Genomic DNA, 19,159 nt, shown 5'->3' with positions numbered 1-19,159 from the left:
GGCATGCTGCGCCGCCTGCCCTTCCGGCTGAAACTCTTCTCGCTGGCCGCGCTGGCGCTGGTGGCACTGGCCACGGCGCTGACCGTGATCCAGGACCGGCTGGTGCTGCGGGTGCTGGAAGCGCAGTTCGAAAGCCGGGCCGCGGCGGCGCGGCCGATCCTGGAAGCCGCGCTGGCGGCGCCGCTGGCGGAGCGGGACTTCGCCACGATCCAGGCGATCATCACGGAATCCGTCAACGCCGGCAGCTTCGCCCACCTGGTCCTGCTGGATGCCACGAGCCAGCCGGTGGCGGCGGCGGGCTGGGACGTGGCGCGGGATGGCCTGCCCCGCCACCAGACGGTGCCGCTCGACCTGCCAGGCAGCGCGAGCCGCATGGTCTACGAGGCCGCGATCACCATGGCCGGGCAGCCGCTCGGCACGCTGCATTTCGGCATCTCCCTGGAGCCGATCGAGGCGGCGCATGCCGCGCTGGTCACCGGCGGCATCGTCGCCGCCATCCTCTGCGTCGCGCTGCTGGTGCCGATCGTGGAGCTGGGGTCGCGCTGGCTGTTCCGGCCGCTGCGGCGGCTGGAAGCGGCGGCGGCGGCGATCCAGGGCGGCGACTACGACACGCCGCTCGATCCCCGGGCGCTTCGCGCGCAGGGCGGGACGGGAGGGGGCGACGAGATCGCGCGGCTCGGCAGCACCTTCATCGCCATGGCGGCGGCGTTGCGGGAGCGGCTGGAGGCGCTGTCGGCCAGCGAGGCCCGGCAGCGCGCGCTGCTGGAGGAGGCGCGGCTGCGGGAGGTTCTGCTGCGCAACGCCAAGGACCAGGCGGAGGTCGCGACAAGGGCGAAGAGCGAATTCCTGGCCAATATGAGCCACGAGGTGCGCACGCCGCTGAACGGCATCCTCGGCATGGCGCAGATCCTCTCGACCTCCGAGCTGAACGAGGCGGACCGGGAGGCGGTGCAGGTGATCCTGGAAAGCGGGAACCTGCTGCTCGGCATCATCAACGACATCCTCGACATCTCCCGCCTGGAGTCCGGGCGCGTGACGATCGAGGCGGCGCCCGCGGAAACCGTGGGGATGCTGACGCAGCCACTCTCCGCGCTGGCGGCCGCGGCGTCGCGCAAGGGGCTCGGCTGGACGCTGGAGATGGCGCCGGACCTGCCGCGGCAGGTCATGGCCGACCGCATGCGGGTGGCGCAGGTGCTGGTGAACCTGGCCGGCAACGCCGTGAAGTTCACCGAGAGCGGGGAGGTCCGCATCCGTGCGCAATGGCAGGCCCTGCCACCGGGCGGAAGGCTGCGCGTGGAGGTGGCCGATACCGGCATCGGCATTCCCGAGGAAGCCTGGCCGCGGCTGTTCGAGCGCTTCGCGCAGGCGGAGATGTCCACGACCCGGCGCTATGGCGGGTCGGGCCTCGGCCTCGCGATCTGCCGCCAGCTGGTGGAGCTGATGGGCGGGCGCATCGGCTTCGACAGCCGGCCGGGGCGCGGCAGCATCTTCTGGTTCGAGCTGCCGCTCGGCCTGCCGGCCCTGGCGCGGATGGACCCGCCGCAGGGCCGCCGCGTGCTGGTGGTGGAGCCCCTGCCCAGCCACCGGACCGCCGCCGGCGCCCTGCTCCGGCAGCTCGACCATGCCGCCACCACGGTCGGTGACGTGGAGGCTGCCGCCGAGGCGCTGCGCGGCCAGCCCTTCGACCTGGTGATGCTCGACCTCGATGCGGCAGAGGCCTGGCAGGATGCGGAGCGACTGCGCGCATTGGCGGCGACGCGGGGCGCGGTGCCGATCATCGGCACGACGGAACAGCCGGAGGCCGGGCTGCGCGCCCGGGCCGAGGCAGCGGGCCTCGCCGGCGTGCTGGCCAAGCCGATGCGGCTGCGGGACCTGCACCCCGCCATCCAGGCCGCTGTGGTGACGCCCGCCCGATAGTCAATAATTTGGTTGACTGTTTCCGGTCCTGCGCTGATATTCAACGACATGGTTGAATCAGAATCCCACCCGCTCGACAGCGTCTTCCACGTCCTTGGCGATGCCACGCGGCGACGGATGCTGCGTGACCTGGCGGCGGGGGAGCGGACGGTGGGCGAACTGGCCGCGCCAGCCGCCATGTCCCTCGCCGCCGCGTCCAAGCACATCCAGGCGCTGGAGCGGGCCGGGCTGATCCACCGTGAGGTCCGGGGCCGCACCCATTGGTGCCGGCTGGCGCCGGGAAGGCTGGCCGCCGCGCATCGGTGGCTGGGCTTCTACGAACGCTTCTGGACCGATCGCCTCGACGTGCTGGAAGGCCTGCTCCGGGAGGAGGAGGCGATGCGCAACCGGACCCCGAAGGGAGAGGAAGGATGAGCGACGTGATCGATGCCCATGGCGTGGTGGACGGGGATTCCACCCTGACCATCCAGCGCCTGCTGCCCGGCCCGATCGAGCGGGTCTGGGCCTATCTGACCGACAGCGAGTTGCGCCGCCGCTGGCTGGCGGCGGGGGAGATGGAACTGCGCCTCGGCGCGGAATTCGAGCTGGTGTGGCGGAACGACGCGCTGGGCGGCGGGGAGCGGCCGGAGGGCTTCGGGGAGGAGCACCGGATGACGAGCCGCATCACGGCGCTGGACCCGCCGCGGCTGCTGGCCATCGAGTGGGGCAGCACGGGCGGCGTGACCTTCACCCTGGCGCCGGCCGGCGGCCGCGTGCTGCTGACCGTGACGCATCGCCGCGTGGCGGAGCGCGCGATGCTGATGAATGTCAGCGCCGGCTGGCACGCCCATCTCGACGTGCTGGTGGCGGTGGCGGAGGGCCGGCCCCTGCCCCCCTTCTGGCCGGCCTGGCAGCGGCTGAAGGGGGACTACGCGGCACGGCTAGGGGGCTGAACGTCCTCCGGGACGCTCAGCGCCTGTCGGCGCGGGGATCCAGCGCGTCCCGCAGCCCGTCGCCGACCAGGTTGAAGGCGAGCACGACCAGGAAGATCGCCGCGCCCGGCGCGATGGCCAGCCAGGGGGCGCTGTCCAGGAAGCGCTGGGCGCTGTTCAGCATGCTGCCCCAGGACGGCGCCGGTGGCTGCTGCCCCAGGCCGAGGAAGCTCAGCGAGGCTTCCGCGATGATCGCCTCCGCGATCGCCAGCGTGGACTGCACCAGCAGCGGCGGGATGATGTTGGGCAGCACGTGGACGAAGGCGGTGCGCCAGGGCGGGTTGCCGAGGCTGCGCGCCGCCTCCACCCAATCCGTGCTCTTCGCATCCAGCGCCATGCCGCGCGACAGGCGGACGAAGATCGGGCTCGCCGTGATGGCGATGGCGATCATCGCATTCTCCAGCGCCGGGCCGAGGAAGGCGGCCAGCGCGATCGCCAGGATCAGGAAGGGGACGGAGAGCATGGCATCCGCGATGCGGGAGATCGTCGCATCCACCCAGCCGCCGGCCAGCCCCGCCAGCAGGCCGATGGGCACGCCGATCGCGACCGCGCCCATGACGGAGATGACGCCGGCCATGAGGGAGGCGCGCGCGCCCCAGATCAGGCGCGAGAGCACGTCCCGGCCATTCTCATCCGTGCCGAACCAGTGCAGCTCCGAGGGCGGCTTGCGGATGCGCGACCAGCTGGTCGCGATGGGGTCGTAGGGCGCGATCCAGGGGGCGAGGATCGCGATCAGGATGAAGGCCAGCACCACCACCAGGCCGGCGACGGCCAGCTTGTGGCGCAGGAAGCGGCGCAGCGCGCGGCGGGCCGGGGACTGCCCCTTCTCCAGCGCGGGCGCGGTCACGGTGGTCGTGCTCATGCCTGCCTCAGCCGCGGGTTGATCGCCATGTAGAGGATGTCGGCGATGAGGGAGAGGAGGACGAAGATCAGCGCGGTGGCCAGCACCACGCCCTGCACCACCGGATAGTCCCGGTTGAAGACGGCATCGACGACCAGCTTGCCGAAGCCCGGGATGGTGAAGATCTGCTCCGTCAGCACCGCGCCCGCCAGCAGCCGGCCGAATTCGATGGTACCCAGCGTCACGACGGGGATCAGCGCGTTGCGCAGCGCGTGGCGGCGGATGACGGATTTCTCCGACACGCCCTTGGCGCGGGCGGTGCGGATGTAGTCCTGGCTGAGTGCCGTCAGCATCGCGGCGCGGGTGTGACGCATCAGCACGGACGCCACGCCGGTGCCGAGCACGAAGGCGGGCATGATGGTGGTGGCCAGAGACTGCACCGGATCCTCCCACAACGGCACGTAGCCCGAGGGCGGCAGCCAGCCGAGCTCCACGCTGAACAGCAGGATCATCATGATGCCGAGCCAGAAATTCGGCGTGGAGATGCCGAACAGCGCGACGCCATTCGCCGCCCAATCCGTCGGCGTGTCACGCTTCACGGCGGAGAGGATGCCGAGCGGCACGCCGATGACGATGGCGATGAGGAAGGACATGGTGGCGAGCTGGATCGTCACCGGCAGCTTCTGGAGGATGAGGTCCGTCACCGGCATGCGGATGCGCCAGGAGAAGCCGAAATCCCCCTGCACGACATTGCCGACCCAGTAGAGATACTGCTCGACGATCGGACGATCGAGCTTCAGCTCCTCCCGGATCTGCTGCAGCACCAGCGGGTCGCCGCGCTCCTCCCCCGCCAGGATCAGCGCGGGATCGCCCGGCATCAGCTGCTGCAGGCCGAAGATCATGAAGGAGAGGATGATCAGCGTCGGGATGATCTGCCCGATGCGGCGCAGCAGCCAGGCCCACATGGCGTCGATGCTCCGGGTATCGTGGGAGAGGCGGGGGAGGCATCGTGCCTCCCCCGCCCGCCGCTCAGTTGAAGCGCAGGCCCTGCAGGCGGATCAGCCCGTCCGGCACCGGCACGAAGCCCGTGAGGCGCGTGGAATGGCCGACGATGTTCTTGCGGTGCCACAGGTAGATGCGGTGGCGGTCCTGCCGCAGGCTGATCTGCCACATGCGTTCATAGAGGGCGAGGCGCTTGGCCGCATCCGTCTCGACGCGCGCCTCGTTCAGCAGGCGATCGACCTCGGGGTTGGAATACTTGCCGTCATTCTGCGGGCCCTGGGTGTGGATGAAGGTCCAGGTATTGCCGTCCGGATCGGCGCGGCCGGACCAGGCCAGCAGATAGGTCTCGAAGTCCCCGCGCGTCGCGGCCTGGAGGGAGGAGGCGAATTCCATCGCGTTGATGCGGAGTTCGAAGCCGGCTTCCCGCACCATGGCCTGGATCACCTCCGCGACCTGGCGGAGATCGGGGTTGTTCGGGACGGTCATCTCCACCGGCACCGGGGTGCGCACGCCGGCCTCGGCCAGCAGCTGGCGGGCGCGGGCGACGTTGCGGGCTTCCGGCTGGATGGAGCGGGCGTGGAAGGGGTTGGAGGGCGGCACCGCCTGGGCGGTCGGCGTGTACTGGCCCTCATAGACCACCTGGTTGATGGCGGCGCGATCGATGGCGAGTTCGAAGGCCTCCCGCACCCGCGGGTTCTGGCCCATCGGCGTCTGTGCGCGGGCGCCATTGCCGATGTTGATGGTGATGCCCTGGTAGCCGAGCTCGTCGGAGACGCTGACGCGCAGCCGCGAGTTGCGGTTCACCTGGCGGAGGTCATCGGGCTCGATCGTCTGCACCATCTCCAGCGAGCCGGATTGCAGGTTCGCGAGCCGCACCGTGTTGTCCGGGATGGGCAAATAGGTCACGCGGTTCAGGTGGATGCGCGAGGCGTCCCAGTACTCGGGGAAACGCTCCAGCACGATCCGGTCCTGCGCGACCCGCTCCACGAAGCGCATCGGGCCGGCGCAGACGGGGCGGTTGCCGAAGTTGCGGCCGGCGGCCTCCGCGGCGCGGGGCGAGACGATCATGCCGGCGCGGTCCGTCAGCTGCGACACGAAGGGGGCGAAGGGTTCGCGCAGGCGGATGCGGACGGTCTGCGGGTCCACCACCTCCACCGCGGTCATGGAGTTGATCTCGCCGCGGCGGAAGCTGCCCTGCATGGTCAGGTGGCGGTTCAGCGAATAGACGACGGACTCCGCCGTCATCGGGTCGCCGTCGTGGAACTTCACGCCCTGGCGGAGGGTGATGAGCAGCGATTGCGGGTCTTCCCAGCGATAGCCGGTGGCGAGCTGGGGGACGATCTCCAGCTTGTCGTTGATGTCGAAGAGCTTGTCGCAGAGGCCGGCGAAGACGATGCGGCCGACGAAGGTGCGGGCCAGCGTCGGGTCGAGGATGTCCGGATCCTCCCGCAGGCCGATGCGGATGTTCTGCGCCTGCGCGGCGGGCGCCGTGGAGAGCGCTGCCAGGGCGACGAGGCCCATGGCGAGTGTCTTGCGGATCATTGCCGTCATTCTCCCGTTCTCTGGTCGCTGAAGAAGGCTTGCAGGCGCTTCAGGCGTTCGCCCCCGGCATCGCGTTCGTGGCGCGCGATGGCCGGGGGAAGCTGGTGCTGAAGGTGGCAGGCGGCGCGGTGGCCGTGATCGGCCAGCGGCGGGACCTGTTCCGCGCAGATCGCCTCCGCATGCGGGCAGCGCGTGCGGAAGCGGCAGCCGCTGGGCGGGTTGATCGGGCTCGGCACATCGCCTTCCAGCAGCGCGGCCGCCCCCCTGCCCTGCCCCGGCACCGCCGCCAGCAGGGCGCGGGTGTAGGGGTGCTTCGGGTTGCCGAACACCTCGGCAGCGGGCCCTTCCTCCACGATGCGGCCGAGATACATGACGGCGACGCGATCCGCGATGTGGCGCACCACGCCGAGGTCGTGGCTGATCAGCACGAAGGTCAGGCCGAGTTCGCGGATCAAATCCTGCAGCAGGTTGATGACCTGCGCCTGCACGGAGACATCGAGCGCGCTGACCGGCTCGTCGCCCACGATCAGCTTGGGGCCGGAGGCGAGCGCGCGGGCGATGGCGATGCGCTGGCGCTGGCCGCCGGAGAATTCATGCGGCCAGCGCCGCGCGAGTTCGGGCCTGAGGCCGACGCGGGAGAGAAGCTCCGCCACCCGGTCCCGCTCCTTCGCGCGCGGCACGATGCCGTGCAGGCGGAGCGGCTCCGCGACCGCCTGCTCCACCGTCATGCGCGGGTCGAGGCTGGCGAAAGGGTCCTGGAAGATCAGCTGCATGTCGCGGCGCCGGGCGCGCAGCGCGGCGGCGGAGAGGCTGCGAAGATCCTCGCCCTCGAACAGGATGCTGCCTGAATCGGGCTCGATCAGGCGCAGCGCCAGGCGGCCGAGGGTGGACTTGCCGCAGCCGGATTCGCCGACGATGGCGAGCACGCTGCCGCGCGGGACGCTGAGGGAGACGCCATCCACGGCGCGCACCGCGCCCTTGGAGCGGCCGAGCGCGTCCCGCACCGGGAAGGCACGGGCGACGTCGCGCAGTTCGAGCATCGGCGCGGTCACGCCGATTTTTCCGCCCGCGCCGCTCACGCGGCGACCTCCAGCAGGGTGTCGAGCGGCGCGCGCCAGCAGGCGACGTTGTGGCCGGGCAGGACCTCGCCCAGCGGCGGCGATTGCTCCCGGCATTTCTCGATCGCGAAGGGGCAGCGGGCGGCGAAGCGGCAGCCGGCGGGCGGGTGCAGCAGGTCCGGCACCGTGCCCTCGATGCTGGCCAGGCGGGCGGCGCCACCCTCCAGCTTCGGCGCGGCGCCGAGCAGGCCGATCGTGTAGGGGTGCTGCGGCGTTGCGAAAAGCTGCTCCGCCGGCGCGCGTTCGGCGACGCGGCCGGCATACATGACGACGACATCGTCGGCATGGTCGGCGACGACGCCGAGATCGTGCGTGATCAGCACCACGGCCGTGCCCGTCTCCCGCTTCATCTCGTCGATCAGGGCGAGAATCTGGGCCTGCACCGTGACGTCGAGCGCGGTGGTGGGCTCATCGGCAATGAGCAGGCGCGGGCGGCAGGCCAGCGCCATGGCAATCATCACGCGCTGGCGCATGCCGCCCGAGAGCTGGTGCGGGTACTGGCGCGCGCGGCGCGCGGCATCGGGGATGCGGACGCGGGCCAGCATCTCCACCGCGCGGTCGAAGGCGGCCTTCGGGTCCAGGCGCTGGTGGATGCGCAGCGCCTCCGCCACCTGTTCGCCGGCGGTGAAGGCGGGGTTGAGGCTGGTCATGGGTTCCTGGAACACCATCGCCATCTCGCCGCCGCGCTTGCCGCGCCATTCCTCCGGCGTCAGGGTCGAGACCTCCCGCCCCGCCAGGCGGATGGAGCCGCCGATGCGGCCGCCGGAGGGCAGCAGGCCCATGATGGCGAGGGCGGTGACGGATTTCCCGCAGCCGCTTTCGCCGACGACGGCGGTGGTGCGGCCCGGTGCCACGGCGAAGGAGATGCCATCGACCGGGCGCAGCAGCCCGCGATCGGTCGGGAAGCTGATGGTGACGTCGCGGAGTTCGAGGACGGGATCGGCCATCACTCGGTCTCCGCCTGCGCCGCGGCGATCGCCGCCTGGATGACGGCGCGGTCGAAGACGCCGGGGTGGTCGACGCCCGGCAGGAAGCGCCGGAAATGGCGGGTATAGCCGTGCCAGACCCGGTAGATGCGCCGCAGCTCCGCCAGCGGGTCCGCATGGTCATCGACCCGCAGGTCGAGGTCGGGGATCGGGCCGTCCGAGGCGATCTGGAGCGCGACGGATTGCCGCCCGCGCTTGTCGCCGCCGGCGGCCTCCCCGGCTTCCATGGCCAGCATCAGGCGTTCGGCCAGCGGCAGGCCCGCGCTGCCCAGGAAGGCGTCGCGCGTCGCCTCGATCACCTGCGGGCCGGCCAGCATGTTGCCGGCGACGGAGACGTCCGGGCCCGAGACATGGCCGCACCAGCCGACGCAATCGGCGCCGGTGTGCCGCGCGCTGCGGCCATCGGCGGCCAGCACATGGGCCTGGCGCGTGGCGCTTCCGGCATCGGCCTCGATCAGGTCGGCCAGCGCCCTCTCAGGCCCCTGCCCCGCCTTCAGCCCTTCTAGCGCGCGGGGCGCGATGAAGGGGTTCACCAGGGCCTGGGTGGCGGCGGCGCCGACGCCGCCCTCGACCCGCGGGCAAAGGGCGCCGACGGCCAGGAAGCGGCTGGCGACGGCGACGCCGAGTTCGCCCGTCGCCGCGTCTCGCGCAAGGATGGACCAGGTCATGGGGGGTCATGTGACACAGACTTGCGTGGAAGCAAGCCTGCATCCCAGCGTCTTGGCGCGCCACGGGGCAGGAATCTGCCCAAGCGCCGGCCAGACTGCCTGGGCCGGCGGCAATGCCGGCCGCGATCAGGCGGCCTGTCTGGACCTTTCGCCCGTCAGGTCGCGCAGCGCCGCCGGCTCCAGCGGCTGGTCGAAAGCGAGACGGAGCTGCCCGTCCTGCTCCCCCAGCACCTGCGCGGCCAGCGTTCGGCCAAGCGCGGGCAGGTCGAGGGTCACCGCCGTGCCGCCGCGCAGCGCGGGCGCCTTGGACAGCGCGGCGCCACCCTCCGCGATGCTGTCCACCCGCACGGCGTGGACATGCCCATCGGCGCGCAGCACCGCGGGCAGGTCGGTGGACAGGCGTGGCGCGCCGCGGCGGTCCACCTGATCGGTCGATCCGCGCACCGCCTGCACCAGGGCGCGCCGCATCGCGGCCATGCCATCGGCCACGCTGGCGGCCGCGCCGTTGACCGCGGCGGCGCGATCGCCGACCTCGCGGCTCGCCTCGCCGACCGAGGCGATGCGGCCCGTCATCTCCCGCGCCGCCGTCGCGGTGCCGGCGACGGTGCGGGCGATGTCGGTGGCGGCGCCCTGCTGCTGCGTCATGGCGGCCGCGATGCTGCCCGCGATGCGGTCGAGTTCGGCGATGGTGCCGAGCGTCGCCTGCACGGCGCCGACGGCGGCTTCCGTCGCGGTGCCGACCTCCTGGATGTGGCGGGCGATCTCCTCCGTGCTGCGGGCGGTCTGGCTGGCCAGCGCCTTCACCTCCGACGCCACCACGGCGAAGCCCTTGCCGGCCTCCCCGGCGCGCGCGGCCTCGATCGTGGCATTGAGCGCGAGGAGGTTGGTCTGGCCGGCGATGTCGCCGATCAGCCGCGCCACGTCGCCGATGCGCGCCACCGCCTGCTGCAGCCCGGCGATGGCCTGGCTGCCGGCCTCCGTCTCCCGCACCGCGCGGCTCGTGGCCGCGGCGGCGGCGCCGACTTCGGTCGCGATGCTGCGGATGCTGGCGGTCATCTGCTCGGTCGCGGCGGCGCCGTTCTCGGCGTTCTCCAGCACGGCGCGGGCGGCGGCGCCGACATCCGCGGTGGCGGTCGCGGCGGTGGCGGCCTGGGCGCTCATGGCCTCCGCATCGGCGGCGACCCGGGTGACCTGGTGGCCCATCGCCTCCGCGGCGGTGCGGGCCTCCGCCTCCACCCGGTCCGCCATGGCACGAAGCGAGCGGGTCTCCGCGGCATGGGCGGCTTCGCGGATGGCGTCCTGTTCGGCATGCAGGCGGACGGCGTCCTGGCTTCGCCGCTTCAGCACCTCCAGCGCCGCGGCCATGGCGCCGACCTCGTCCGCGCGCGCCGTCTCCGGCACGGCCATGTCGAGCCGGCCTTCCGCGATGTCGCCCATCGCGGCGGTGAGGCGGGAGAGCGGGCGGATGACCTGGCGGCGCAGCAGCAGGATCGCGAGCAGGCCGCCGAGGGCGGAGAGCCCGCCGATCGCCATCAGCGCCGTCAGGCCGAGCGTGCTGCCATGCGCCTTGATCTCCGCCGTCAGGGCATCGGCTTCCGCCATGAAGCGCTGCGTCGCGGCATCCAGCGCGCGGTTCACGGCGGTGCGGTTGGCGCGGTTGACCTCGTTGTTGCCCATCCGGTCGGCGCCGGCGGCGCCCTCGGCCTGGGCGACGCGGACCATCTCCTCCCGGAAGCGCATGAAGTCGCGCAGCGATGCGGCGACCTGCAGCACGGTGGGATCGCCGGGCGGGGTCTTCGCTTCCAGCTCCCGCAGGTGGCGGTCGATGGAAGCGAGATGCCGGCGGAGACCGGCGCCGAAGCGGTTGACCTCCGCCATGTCCTTCGAGAGGTAGAGACCGCGGCTTTCCATCACCACGGCATAGACCTGGCCATCGAGCTGCGCGGTCAGGCGCGCGCGGGCCAGGGCGACTTCCATCTCCTCCACATCGTCATTGTAGTCCGTGACGATGTAGAGCGCGGCGACGCCGCCGCCGACGCCGCAGAGCGACAGCAGCACCAGGACGATCTGGATCCGCGCGGCAAGCGTCCGGAAGAGTCGCGGCATGATGTGCACCCCAGGGGACCGGGGTGCAGGTTGATGCCGAAACCCTTAACCATCACTGTAAAGTGACAGAACCTACAGCTTGACCCGCAGCAGGTTCCCGATCTCCCCCACGATGCCGCGGCGGAAGGCCAGCACGGCGGCGATGAAGATGACGCCCTGGATCACCAGCACCCAGGCGCCGAATTCCGCCAGGTAGGTCTGCATGGTGACGATGGCGGCGGCGCCCGCGACCGGGCCGAAGATGGTGCCGAGGCCACCGACCAGCGACATCAGCACGACCTCTCCCGACATCGTCCAGAGGACATCGGTCAGGGTCGCGATCCGCATGGCGAGCGCCTTCACCGCGCCGGCCAGGCCGGCCAGGCCGGCGGAGAGCACGAAGGCCATCAGCTTGTAGTCGTCGGTGCGGTAGCCCAGCGAGATGGCGCGCGGCTCATTGTCCCGGATCGCCTTCAGCACCTGGCCGAAGGGCGAATGCACCACGCGGTGGATCAGCAGGAAGCCGCCCAGGAAGACGCCGGCCACCACCCAGTACATGGCGAAGTCGCTGCTCAGGTCGAAGATGCCGAAGAGATGCCCGCGCGGGATGGCCTGGATGCCGTCCTCGCCGCCCGTGAAGGGCGCCTGGACGCAGAAGAAATAGACCATCTGCGCGAGCGCCAGCGTGATCATGGCGAAGTAGATGCCGGTGCGGCGGATGGCGAGCCAGCCGAAGGGGATGCCGAGCAGCGCGCCCGTCGCGGCGCCGAGCAGGATGGCCACTTCGGGCGTGACGCCCCAGGCCTTGGCGGCATAGCCGCTGACATAGGCGCCCATGCCGAAATAGGCGGCGTGGCCGAAGCTCAGCAGCCCGACATAGCCGATCAGCAGGTTGAAGGCGCAGGCGAAGAGCGCGAAGCAGAGCAGCTTCATCAGGAAGAAGGGATAGACGACGAAGGGGCTGGCCAGGACGATGACGACCAGCGCCAGGAAGGCCGCCGCCTGGGGGCGGGTGAAGCCGAAGAAGGTAGCCTCATCGGTCGCGGGGGGCGCGCCGGGGGATGCGGTGGCGATGCTGCCCTCGGCCATGATCAGGCCCTCCCGAACAGGCCGGCCGGCCGCGTCAGCAGCACGATGGCCATGATGACGAAGACGACGGTCTGCGAGGCCTCGGGCCAGAACACCTCCGTGATGCCCTGGATCAGGCCGAGCATGAAGCCCGTGACGATGGAGCCCGCGATGGAGCCCATGCCGCCGATGACCACGACGGCGAAGACGGTGATGATGAAGTTGGCGCCCATGGCGGGGCTGACGGAATAGATCGGCGCGGCCAGCACGCCGGCGAAGGCGGCCAGCGCCACGCCGGCGCCATAGGTCAGCGTCATCATCAGGGGGACGTTGATGCCGAAGGCCTGCACCAGCTGCGGGCGTTCCGTCGCGGCGCGGAGGTAGCTGCCGACCTTCGTCTTCTCGATGACGAGCCAGGTGGCCAGGCAGACGGTGGTGGCGGCGATCAGCACCCAGACGCGATAGCCCGGCAGGAAGAAGTCGCCGAGTTCGAGGTCGAGCGCGCCGAATTCCCGCGGCGGCGCGTAGCGCTGGCCGGAGGAGCCGAAATTGTTGCGCAGCACGCCCTCGATCACCAGCGCGCAGCCGAAGGTGAGCAGCAGGCCGTAGAGATGGTCGATGCGATACAATCGGGAGATCATGGCCCGTTCCATCGCGACGCCGATCGCACCCACGATCAGCGGCGCCAGGATCAGCGCCGGCCAGTAGCCGATGCCGAGCCAGGAGAGCAGCATCCACGCCACGAAGGCGCCCAGCGTGAACTGCGCGCCATGGGCGAAGTTGATGACGTTGAGCATGCCGAAGATGACGGCGAGGCCGAGCGACAGCAGCGCATAGAAGGCGCCGTTGATCACGCCGAGGATGACCTGCGGCAGGGCCAGTTGGATCTCGAACAGCAGGTCTTCCATACCGCAGCAGCGCCCCGCTTGGGTGGTCGGTCAGGAGGCCCCGGGGGTTGTCACCCCCGGGGCGCGGGCAGGATCAGGAACGGACCAGCGGACAGGCGGCTTCCGTCAGCGGGCGGAAGGCCTCATTCGCCGGGATCGTCGAGATCAGCTTGTAGTAGTCCCAGGCGCCGCGGCTTTCGGCCGGGGTCTTCACCTCGAACAGGTAGGCCGGGTGGATCTTGCGGCCATCGGCGCGGATGGTGCCCTCCCCGAAGGCGTCGTCGCTGGTGGGCATCGCCTTCATGCGGGTAGCGGCTTCGGCGCCGGAGGCCTTGGCGGCCGCGACACCCATCTCCGCCACCGCCTTCAGGTAGTGCAGCACGCCGGAGTAGCAGCCCGCCTGCACCATGGAGGGGCGGAGGTTGCCCGGCATCTGGCCGAGGCGCTGCGTGAAGGCGCGGGTGCGGTCGTTGAGGTCCCAGTAGAAGCTTTCCGTCACCACCAGGCCCTGCGCCACTTCGAGGCCGAGCGAGTGCACGTCGGTGACGAAGACCAGCAGGCCCGCGAGCTTGGTGCCGCCGCGGGTGATGCGGAATTCCGCCGCCTGCTTGATGGAGTTGATCGTGTCGCCGCCCGCATTGGCCAGGCCGATGACGTTGGCGCGCGACCGCTGCGCCTGCTGGAGGAAGGAGGAGAAGTCCGTCGTGCCCGGGAAGGGCGTGCGGACGCCGCCCAGCACGCGGCCGCCGGCGGCGTTGACGAAGGCGGTCGTGTCACGCTCCAGCGCATGGCCGAAGGCGTAGTCCGCCGTGATGAAGAACCAGGTGCGCCCGCCGGCCGCCACCATCGCGCCACCCGTGCCCTTGCCGAGCATGTAGGTGTCGTAGGTCCAGTGGATGGTGTTGGGGGAGCAGGCGGGGCCGGTGAGGTCGGAGGTCGCGGCGCCGGAATTGATGAAGAGCTTGTTCTTCTCCCGCGTGATGGTGCTGACGGCCAGCGCGACGGAGGAGGTCGGCACGTCGACGATCACGTCGATGCCGTTCTGGTCATACCACTGGCGCGCGACGGTGGAGCCGACATCCGGGCGGTTCTGGTGGTCCGCCTGCACGACCTCCACATTGATGCCGCGCTGGGTGATGCCGGATTCGCGCACCGCCATCTGCACGGCGTGGGTGGAGCCCGGGCCGGAGATGTCGCGATAGAGGCCGGACTGGTCGTTCAGCACGCCGATGCGGATGGTGTTGGCCGCCTGCGCGCGGGCGCTGCGATAGGGCAGCCCGCCCAGCGCGGGCAGGGTCGCGGCGCCCAGGGCGCCCTTGATGACGGAACGGCGGTCAAGGCTCATTGCTGCTTCCTCCGAGGATGTCCGATGGATCCGGCCGCTGGGCTTGTCAGACGCCCAGGTATTCGTGCAGGCGGTCGAGGCTGGCGGTGAGCTCATGGTTCGCCACCTCGTCCACGACACGCCCGTGTTCGACGACATAGTGCCGGTCCGCGACGGTCTGCGCGAACCGGAAATTCTGCTCCACCAGCAGCACGGTGAAGCCGCGCTGCTTGATGTTGCGGATCATGGCGCCGATCTGCTGGACGATGACGGGGGCGAGCCCTTCGGACGGCTCGTCCAGCAGCAGCAGCCGCGCGCCCGTCCGCAGGATGCGCGCGATGGCGAGCATCTGCTGTTCGCCGCCCGAGAGCTTGGTGCCCTGGCTGCGCGCGCGTTCCTTGAGGTTGGGGAAGAGGGTGTAGATCTCCTCGATGCTGAGGCCGCCCGGCGCGATCACCGGCGGCAGCATCAAATTCTCCGTCACGTCGAGCGAGGCGAAGATGCCGCGCTCCTCCGGGCAATAGGCGATGCCGGCGCGGGCGATGAGGTCGGGGCGAAGGCCGATGGTCTCCTGGCCCTCGAACCTGATCGAGCCCGAGCGGCGGCCCGTGAGCCCCATGATGGCGCGGAGCGTGGAGGTCTTGCCCGCGCCGTTGCGGCCGAGCAGCGTAACGACCTCGCCCTGCCGGATGTCGATGTTCATCCCGTGCAGGACATGGCTTTCGCCGTACCAGGCCTCGAGGTTCCGCACCTCCAGCATGGAAGCGCCCGTCGCGGCGGGGCGGTCCATGGTCATCGCCTCAGCCATGCTGCGTGCTCCCCGCGATGCCGGGATCGGTGCCGAGATAGGCGGCCTGGACTTCGGGGTTGCGCGACACCGTGGCGTAGTCCCCCTGCGCCAGCACGGCGCCGCGGGCCAGCACGGTGATGGTGTCGCAGAGCCCTTCCACGACCTTCAGATTGTGCTCCACCAGCAGCACGGTGCGCCCGGCCGCCACGCGCTTCACCAGGGTGACGATGCGATCGACGTCGTCATGCGTCATGCCGGCCGTCGGTTCGTCGAGCAGCATCATGGTGGGCTCGAGCGCCAGCGTCGTCGCGATCTCCAGCGCCCGCTTGCGGCCATAGGGAAGCTCGCCCGCATTGTGGCGGGCGTAGCCCGTGAGGCCGACATCCTCCAGCAGTTCCATGGCGCGCGAGTCGTACTGCTTCAGCAGCGATTCCGGACGCCAGAAATCGAAGGAATTGCCGCGCGCGCGCTGCAACGCCAGGCGGACATTCTCCAGCACCGTCAGGTGGGGGAAGACCGCCGAGATCTGGAAGGACCGCACCAGGCCGAGCCGCGCGATGTCGGCCGGCTTCAGGTTGGTGATGTCCCGGCCTTCGTAGCTGATCTTCCCGCGCGTCACCGGCAGGAACTTGGTCAGCAGGTTGAAGCAGGTGGTCTTGCCCGCGCCGTTGGGGCCGATGAGTCCGTGGATCGTGCCGCGCTTGACCTGCAGCCGCACGTCGCTGACCGCGACGAAGCCGCGGAACTCCTTCGTCATCCCCTCGGTCTCGAGGATCGTGTCGGACACCCTCGAACGCCTCCCATTGCCCCTGTCGCGCCGGAAAGGTCGTGAGGCTCCGAGGGTGCCCGACCGGTAACCCGATCGCGATGCCCCCGGCGCATGCCCGCCGTGCGCTGCCTGCATTCATGGAGGGGCGCGGCGCGCGACGCAAGGGCGCATGTGACTGAAACAGTGGGAAGCCCGCAGGCTACCGGCAGGTGTTGAAGCGGACCCGGGAGAAGGCGCTGGCGGGACCGATCGATGACAGCCGGGATGGCCGCCCGGCTGCCTGGGATGTAGGCAGGTGGTTCGCATCGAAGGGGCATGACCATTTCCGACGGCGACGCGACGCGGGCCGGGATTCCCGAGGCGCCCGGCCCTGGCCAGGCGGTGGCGATCCGGCCCGGGCTGCTCTGGATCCGCATGCCACTGGAAGGGCCGCCCTGGCATGTGAACTGCTGGCTGCTGCGCGACGGCGCGGGTTGGCTGCTGGTGGATGCGGGCATCAACCGGCCCGCGACGCGCCTCGCCTGGGATTCCATCTTCGCGGAATACCTGGAGGGGCTTCCCGTCACCCGCGTGCTGGTCACGCATTTCCATGCCGACCATGTCGGCCTGGCGGGCTGGATCTGCGACCGCTGGGATGCGCCGCTGCTGATGGCGCGCAGCGAATACCTGCAGGCGCGGCTGCTGCTGCTGGAGGACCCGGCATCCCTGATCACGGAGCAGGCCGCGCTGGGGCAGCAGGCGGGTGCGCCGCCCGAGTATCTGCGGCACGTGCTGGGGCGGCGGCCCTTCTACCGGCCGGATGTGGTGCCGCTGCCGCTCCGCCACCGGCGCATCGCCGCGGGGCAGGTGCTGCGCGTGGGCGATGCGGACTGGACGCTGCATGTCGGGCGCGGCCATGCGCCGGAGATGATGCTGCTGCATGGCCGCGACGCCGGCGTGCTGATCGCGGCCGACCAGGTGCTGCCGCGCATCTCCCCCTATGTCGGCGTCTTCCCGCCGGAGCCGGAGGCCGATCCCCTCGCGGATTTCCTCGACAGCAACCATCGGCTGCTGGCGCTGCCGGAGGACACGCTCGTCCTGCCCTCCCACGGCGATCCCTTCTTCGGGCTGCACGAACGGATCAAGGTGCTGGCCGCGCATCACGCCGAACGGCTGGCGCTGCTGGAGGCGATCTGCGTGCAGCCGCGCACGGCCTATGAGGCGGCGCGGCTGATGTTCCAGCGCGACTACGACCTGGACCAGATTCTCTTCGTCATCGGCGAGGGGCTGGCGCATCTGAACTGGCTGGTGGCGCGCGGACGACTGCTGCGGGAAGCGGGGGCGGATGGCGTGACGCGGTATCGCTGCCCCGGCTGAGAACGCTCCCTCCTCGCTGAACGCGGCGTGATCGGCGCCGCGCGCCGTCATTGCAACCTATCCGCCTTCGCTCCGTTGGCCTGTTGAGGCGACGAGGGGCTCGGCATGTCAGGCATACCCTATTGCGGCGCGGCGCCCCTGCCCGGCGGCGCCGCCTGGAACCTCGACCCTGTCCTGATCACGCTGCTGGCCGCGGGTGCGCTGGGCACGCTGGCGGCGGCGGCGCGGAGGGCCACGCTGCCCTTGCTGGGCTGGGCGGTGCTGGCGGCGGCGCTGGTGTCGCCGCTCTGCAACCTTTCCGTCGCGCTCTTCGCCGCGCGGTCGGGCCAGCACCTGCTGGTGGCGCTCGTGGCGGCGCCGCTGCTGGCCACGGCCCTGGCGCGCGGCCGGCCGATCGGCACGGCGCTGCCCGCCTTCGCCTTCGGCGCCGCGCTGTGGTTCTGGCACGCGCCGCTGGCCTATGCCGCCACCTTCGCGCCCGATGGCAACGCCTATTGGGCCATGCACGCCACGCTGCTCGGCAGCGCCGTCTGGCTCTGGGTCGCGCTGCTGCGCGGCATGGCGCCGCGGCCGGAAGCGGCGGCGCTGGCCGGGCTGGTCACCGCCATCCAGATGGGCGTGCTGGGCGCGCTGCTGACCTTCGCGCCGCGGGCGCTCTACGCGGAACACGTCGAGGGCGTGACCCTCGCCTGGGGCCTTTCGGTGCTGGAGGACCAGCAGCTGGGCGGGCTGCTGATGTGGGTGCCGGGCGGGCTACTGCTGGGCGCCGTGCTGGCCGCCGGCATGGCGAGGCTGCTGAAGCCCGCGACGGTGGCGCTCGCGCTCCTGCTGCTGGCGCCGGGCCTCGCCTTCGCGCAGGGCAATGACGCCACCACCACGACGCCGGGCGCCACCTCCCGCGCGCCGGTCAGCGTCGGCGTGCTGACGACCGGCGAGGTGACGACGGGCAGCAGCGGGCCGCAGCCCGGAGCCGCCCCTGTCCGCGAGGGCGCCGATCGTCGCGAACGCGTCCTCGGTGCCGTCTGCGAAGGACTGCGCGATGCCGTGCTCGAGCAATGCCGTGCCAAGAGCGGCCTGTGAAGGAACACCCGATGAGCACGCCCGACCTTTCCCGCCGCGGCCTGCTGATCGCCGGCGGCACCGCGGCAGCGACGCCGGTCGTCGTGCCAGCACAGGCGCAGCCCCATGCGCATGGCCAGGCGCCGGCGGCGCCCCCTGCCCCGCATGTCTGGGAGTTCTTCACCGGTGACGAGGCCGCGATGGTCTCCGCGGCGATGGAGCGGCTGATCCCCGCCGATCCCGAAAGCCCCGGCGCCATCGCCGCGGGGGTGCCGGAATTCATCGACCGGCAGCTGGCCGGCAGCTACGGCACGGGCAGCCGGCTCTACCGCCAGGGGCCGTTCCGGGAAGGCACGGCGGAGCAGGGCTACCAGCTGCCCTTCACCCCCGCCACGCTCTACCGCGCCGCCCTGCCCGCCTTCGCCGGCTGGACGCGCCAGAATTACGGCCGCGCCTTCCAGGACCTCGACCAGCGGCTGCAGGACGAGGTGCTGCGCAAGTTGGAGACCGGCGAGGCGGTGTTCGAGGCCGCGCCGTCATCCCTGTTCTTCGAGACGCTGCTGGCCAACACGATCGAGGGCTTCTTCAGCGACCCGATCCATGGCGGCAACCGCGACATGATCGGCTGGAAGCTGGTGGGCTTCCCCGGTCCCTATGCCGGCTATGTGGAGCTGGTCGGGCGCCACAACCTCCGCTTCGACCGCACGCCGCGCGGCATTGCGCAGGCGATGGCCGAGCATGCGCACCACGCCGCGCCCATGAACCATCGCTGAGGG

At 71.1% G+C, this 19,159-nt stretch carries 18 protein-coding genes; 6 read left to right on the top strand and 12 right to left on the bottom strand.

The genetic code is table 11. The annotated features are described in order from the left end of the window. Positions 1-3: 3 nt before the first annotated feature. Genes G3576_RS00165 through G3576_RS00155 form a run of 3 tightly spaced genes read left to right on the top strand, consistent with a single transcriptional unit; the run spans position 4 to position 2,849 of the window. Positions 4-1,917: an ATP-binding protein gene (locus G3576_RS00165; protein ID WP_164692315.1), complete on the top strand. Its 1,914-nt coding sequence runs from the start codon at positions 4-6 to the stop codon at positions 1,915-1,917. 48 nt (positions 1,918-1,965) lie between these two features. Beyond that, positions 1,966-2,331 carry an ArsR/SmtB family transcription factor gene (locus tag G3576_RS00160; protein ID WP_164692314.1) on the top strand — a complete coding sequence of 122 codons (366 nt, stop codon included), beginning with the start codon at positions 1,966-1,968 and terminating at the stop codon, positions 2,329-2,331. Next, positions 2,328-2,849, top strand: a complete 522-nt coding sequence (locus G3576_RS00155; RefSeq protein ID WP_164692313.1) for an SRPBCC family protein — start codon at positions 2,328-2,330, stop codon at positions 2,847-2,849. The genes G3576_RS00160 and G3576_RS00155 overlap by 4 nt, the downstream gene beginning before the upstream one ends. Before the next feature lie 16 nt (positions 2,850-2,865). Here G3576_RS00155 and G3576_RS00150 read toward each other — a convergent pair whose 3' ends face one another. The 12 genes from G3576_RS00150 to G3576_RS00095 all read right to left on the bottom strand — a co-directional run bounded on the left by G3576_RS00150 (position 2,866) and on the right by G3576_RS00095 (position 15,986). After that, a complete protein-coding gene (locus tag G3576_RS00150; protein WP_164692312.1) occupies positions 2,866-3,750 on the bottom strand; it encodes an ABC transporter permease in 885 nt (294 codons plus the stop codon). Further along, the gene (locus G3576_RS00145; protein WP_164692311.1) at positions 3,747-4,694 is read right to left on the bottom strand and encodes an ABC transporter permease; all 948 of its coding nucleotides are present in this window, start codon (positions 4,692-4,694) and stop codon (positions 3,747-3,749) included. Before G3576_RS00145 ends, G3576_RS00150 begins: the two co-directional genes overlap by 4 nt. A 64-nt stretch (positions 4,695-4,758) precedes the next feature. Further along, on the bottom strand, positions 4,759-6,273 hold the full coding sequence (locus G3576_RS00140) for an ABC transporter substrate-binding protein (protein ID WP_235951319.1): 1,515 nt from the start codon (positions 6,271-6,273) through the stop codon (positions 4,759-4,761). A 5-nt stretch (positions 6,274-6,278) separates the two neighbouring features. Continuing rightward, positions 6,279-7,325: an ABC transporter ATP-binding protein gene (locus G3576_RS00135; RefSeq protein WP_328728144.1), complete on the bottom strand. Its 1,047-nt coding sequence runs from the start codon at positions 7,323-7,325 to the stop codon at positions 6,279-6,281. Between the two features lie 23 nt (positions 7,326-7,348). Continuing rightward, on the bottom strand, positions 7,349-8,338 hold the full coding sequence (locus tag G3576_RS00130) for an ABC transporter ATP-binding protein (RefSeq protein WP_207622590.1): 990 nt from the start codon (positions 8,336-8,338) through the stop codon (positions 7,349-7,351). Continuing rightward, entirely contained in the window at positions 8,338-9,045 is a 708-nt protein-coding gene (locus G3576_RS00125) for a DUF1028 domain-containing protein (protein WP_164692308.1), read from the bottom strand. The genes G3576_RS00130 and G3576_RS00125 overlap by 1 nt, the downstream gene beginning before the upstream one ends. Positions 9,046-9,171: 126 nt before the next feature. Then, positions 9,172-11,151: a methyl-accepting chemotaxis protein gene (locus G3576_RS00120; protein WP_164692307.1), complete on the bottom strand. Its 1,980-nt coding sequence runs from the start codon at positions 11,149-11,151 to the stop codon at positions 9,172-9,174. A gap of 72 nt (positions 11,152-11,223) precedes the next feature. Continuing rightward, positions 11,224-12,219: a branched-chain amino acid ABC transporter permease gene (locus G3576_RS00115; RefSeq protein ID WP_164692306.1), complete on the bottom strand. Its 996-nt coding sequence runs from the start codon at positions 12,217-12,219 to the stop codon at positions 11,224-11,226. A gap of 2 nt (positions 12,220-12,221) precedes the next feature. Further along, positions 12,222-13,106 (bottom strand): branched-chain amino acid ABC transporter permease, encoded by an 885-nt coding sequence (locus tag G3576_RS00110; protein WP_164692305.1) that lies wholly within the window; start codon positions 13,104-13,106, stop codon positions 12,222-12,224. Positions 13,107-13,179: 73 nt separating this feature from the next. Beyond that, entirely contained in the window at positions 13,180-14,430 is a 1,251-nt protein-coding gene (locus tag G3576_RS00105; RefSeq protein ID WP_164692304.1) for an ABC transporter substrate-binding protein, read from the bottom strand. A 46-nt stretch (positions 14,431-14,476) separates the two neighbouring features. Next, entirely contained in the window at positions 14,477-15,169 is a 693-nt protein-coding gene (locus G3576_RS00100; protein ID WP_207622637.1) for an ABC transporter ATP-binding protein, read from the bottom strand. Between the two features lie 40 nt (positions 15,170-15,209). Next, positions 15,210-15,986, bottom strand: a complete 777-nt coding sequence (locus G3576_RS00095; protein ID WP_164692302.1) for an ABC transporter ATP-binding protein — start codon at positions 15,984-15,986, stop codon at positions 15,210-15,212. Positions 15,987-16,283: 297 nt separating this feature from the next. Between G3576_RS00095 and G3576_RS00090 the strand changes: the two genes are divergently transcribed. The 3 genes from G3576_RS00090 (at position 16,284) to G3576_RS00080 (ending at position 19,156) form a co-directional block, all read left to right on the top strand. After that, positions 16,284-17,324 (top strand): MBL fold metallo-hydrolase, encoded by a 1,041-nt coding sequence (locus G3576_RS00090; protein WP_164692301.1) that lies wholly within the window; start codon positions 16,284-16,286, stop codon positions 17,322-17,324. A 105-nt stretch (positions 17,325-17,429) separates the two neighbouring features. Further along, positions 17,430-18,404 carry a cytochrome c oxidase assembly protein gene (locus tag G3576_RS00085; RefSeq protein WP_207622589.1) on the top strand — a complete coding sequence of 325 codons (975 nt, stop codon included), beginning with the start codon at positions 17,430-17,432 and terminating at the stop codon, positions 18,402-18,404. A gap of 11 nt (positions 18,405-18,415) precedes the next feature. Beyond that, positions 18,416-19,156, top strand: coding sequence for a gluconate 2-dehydrogenase subunit 3 family protein (locus G3576_RS00080; protein ID WP_164692300.1), 741 nt, complete (start codon positions 18,416-18,418; stop codon positions 19,154-19,156). Positions 19,157-19,159: the final 3 nt, after the last annotated feature.

Source organism: Falsiroseomonas algicola, from assembly GCF_011040385.1.
Classification (GTDB): domain Bacteria; phylum Pseudomonadota; class Alphaproteobacteria; order Acetobacterales; family Acetobacteraceae; genus Falsiroseomonas; species Falsiroseomonas algicola.
Note: the sequence above shows the minus strand (reverse complement) of the source record. Positions and strands in the feature narration are given on the sequence as shown.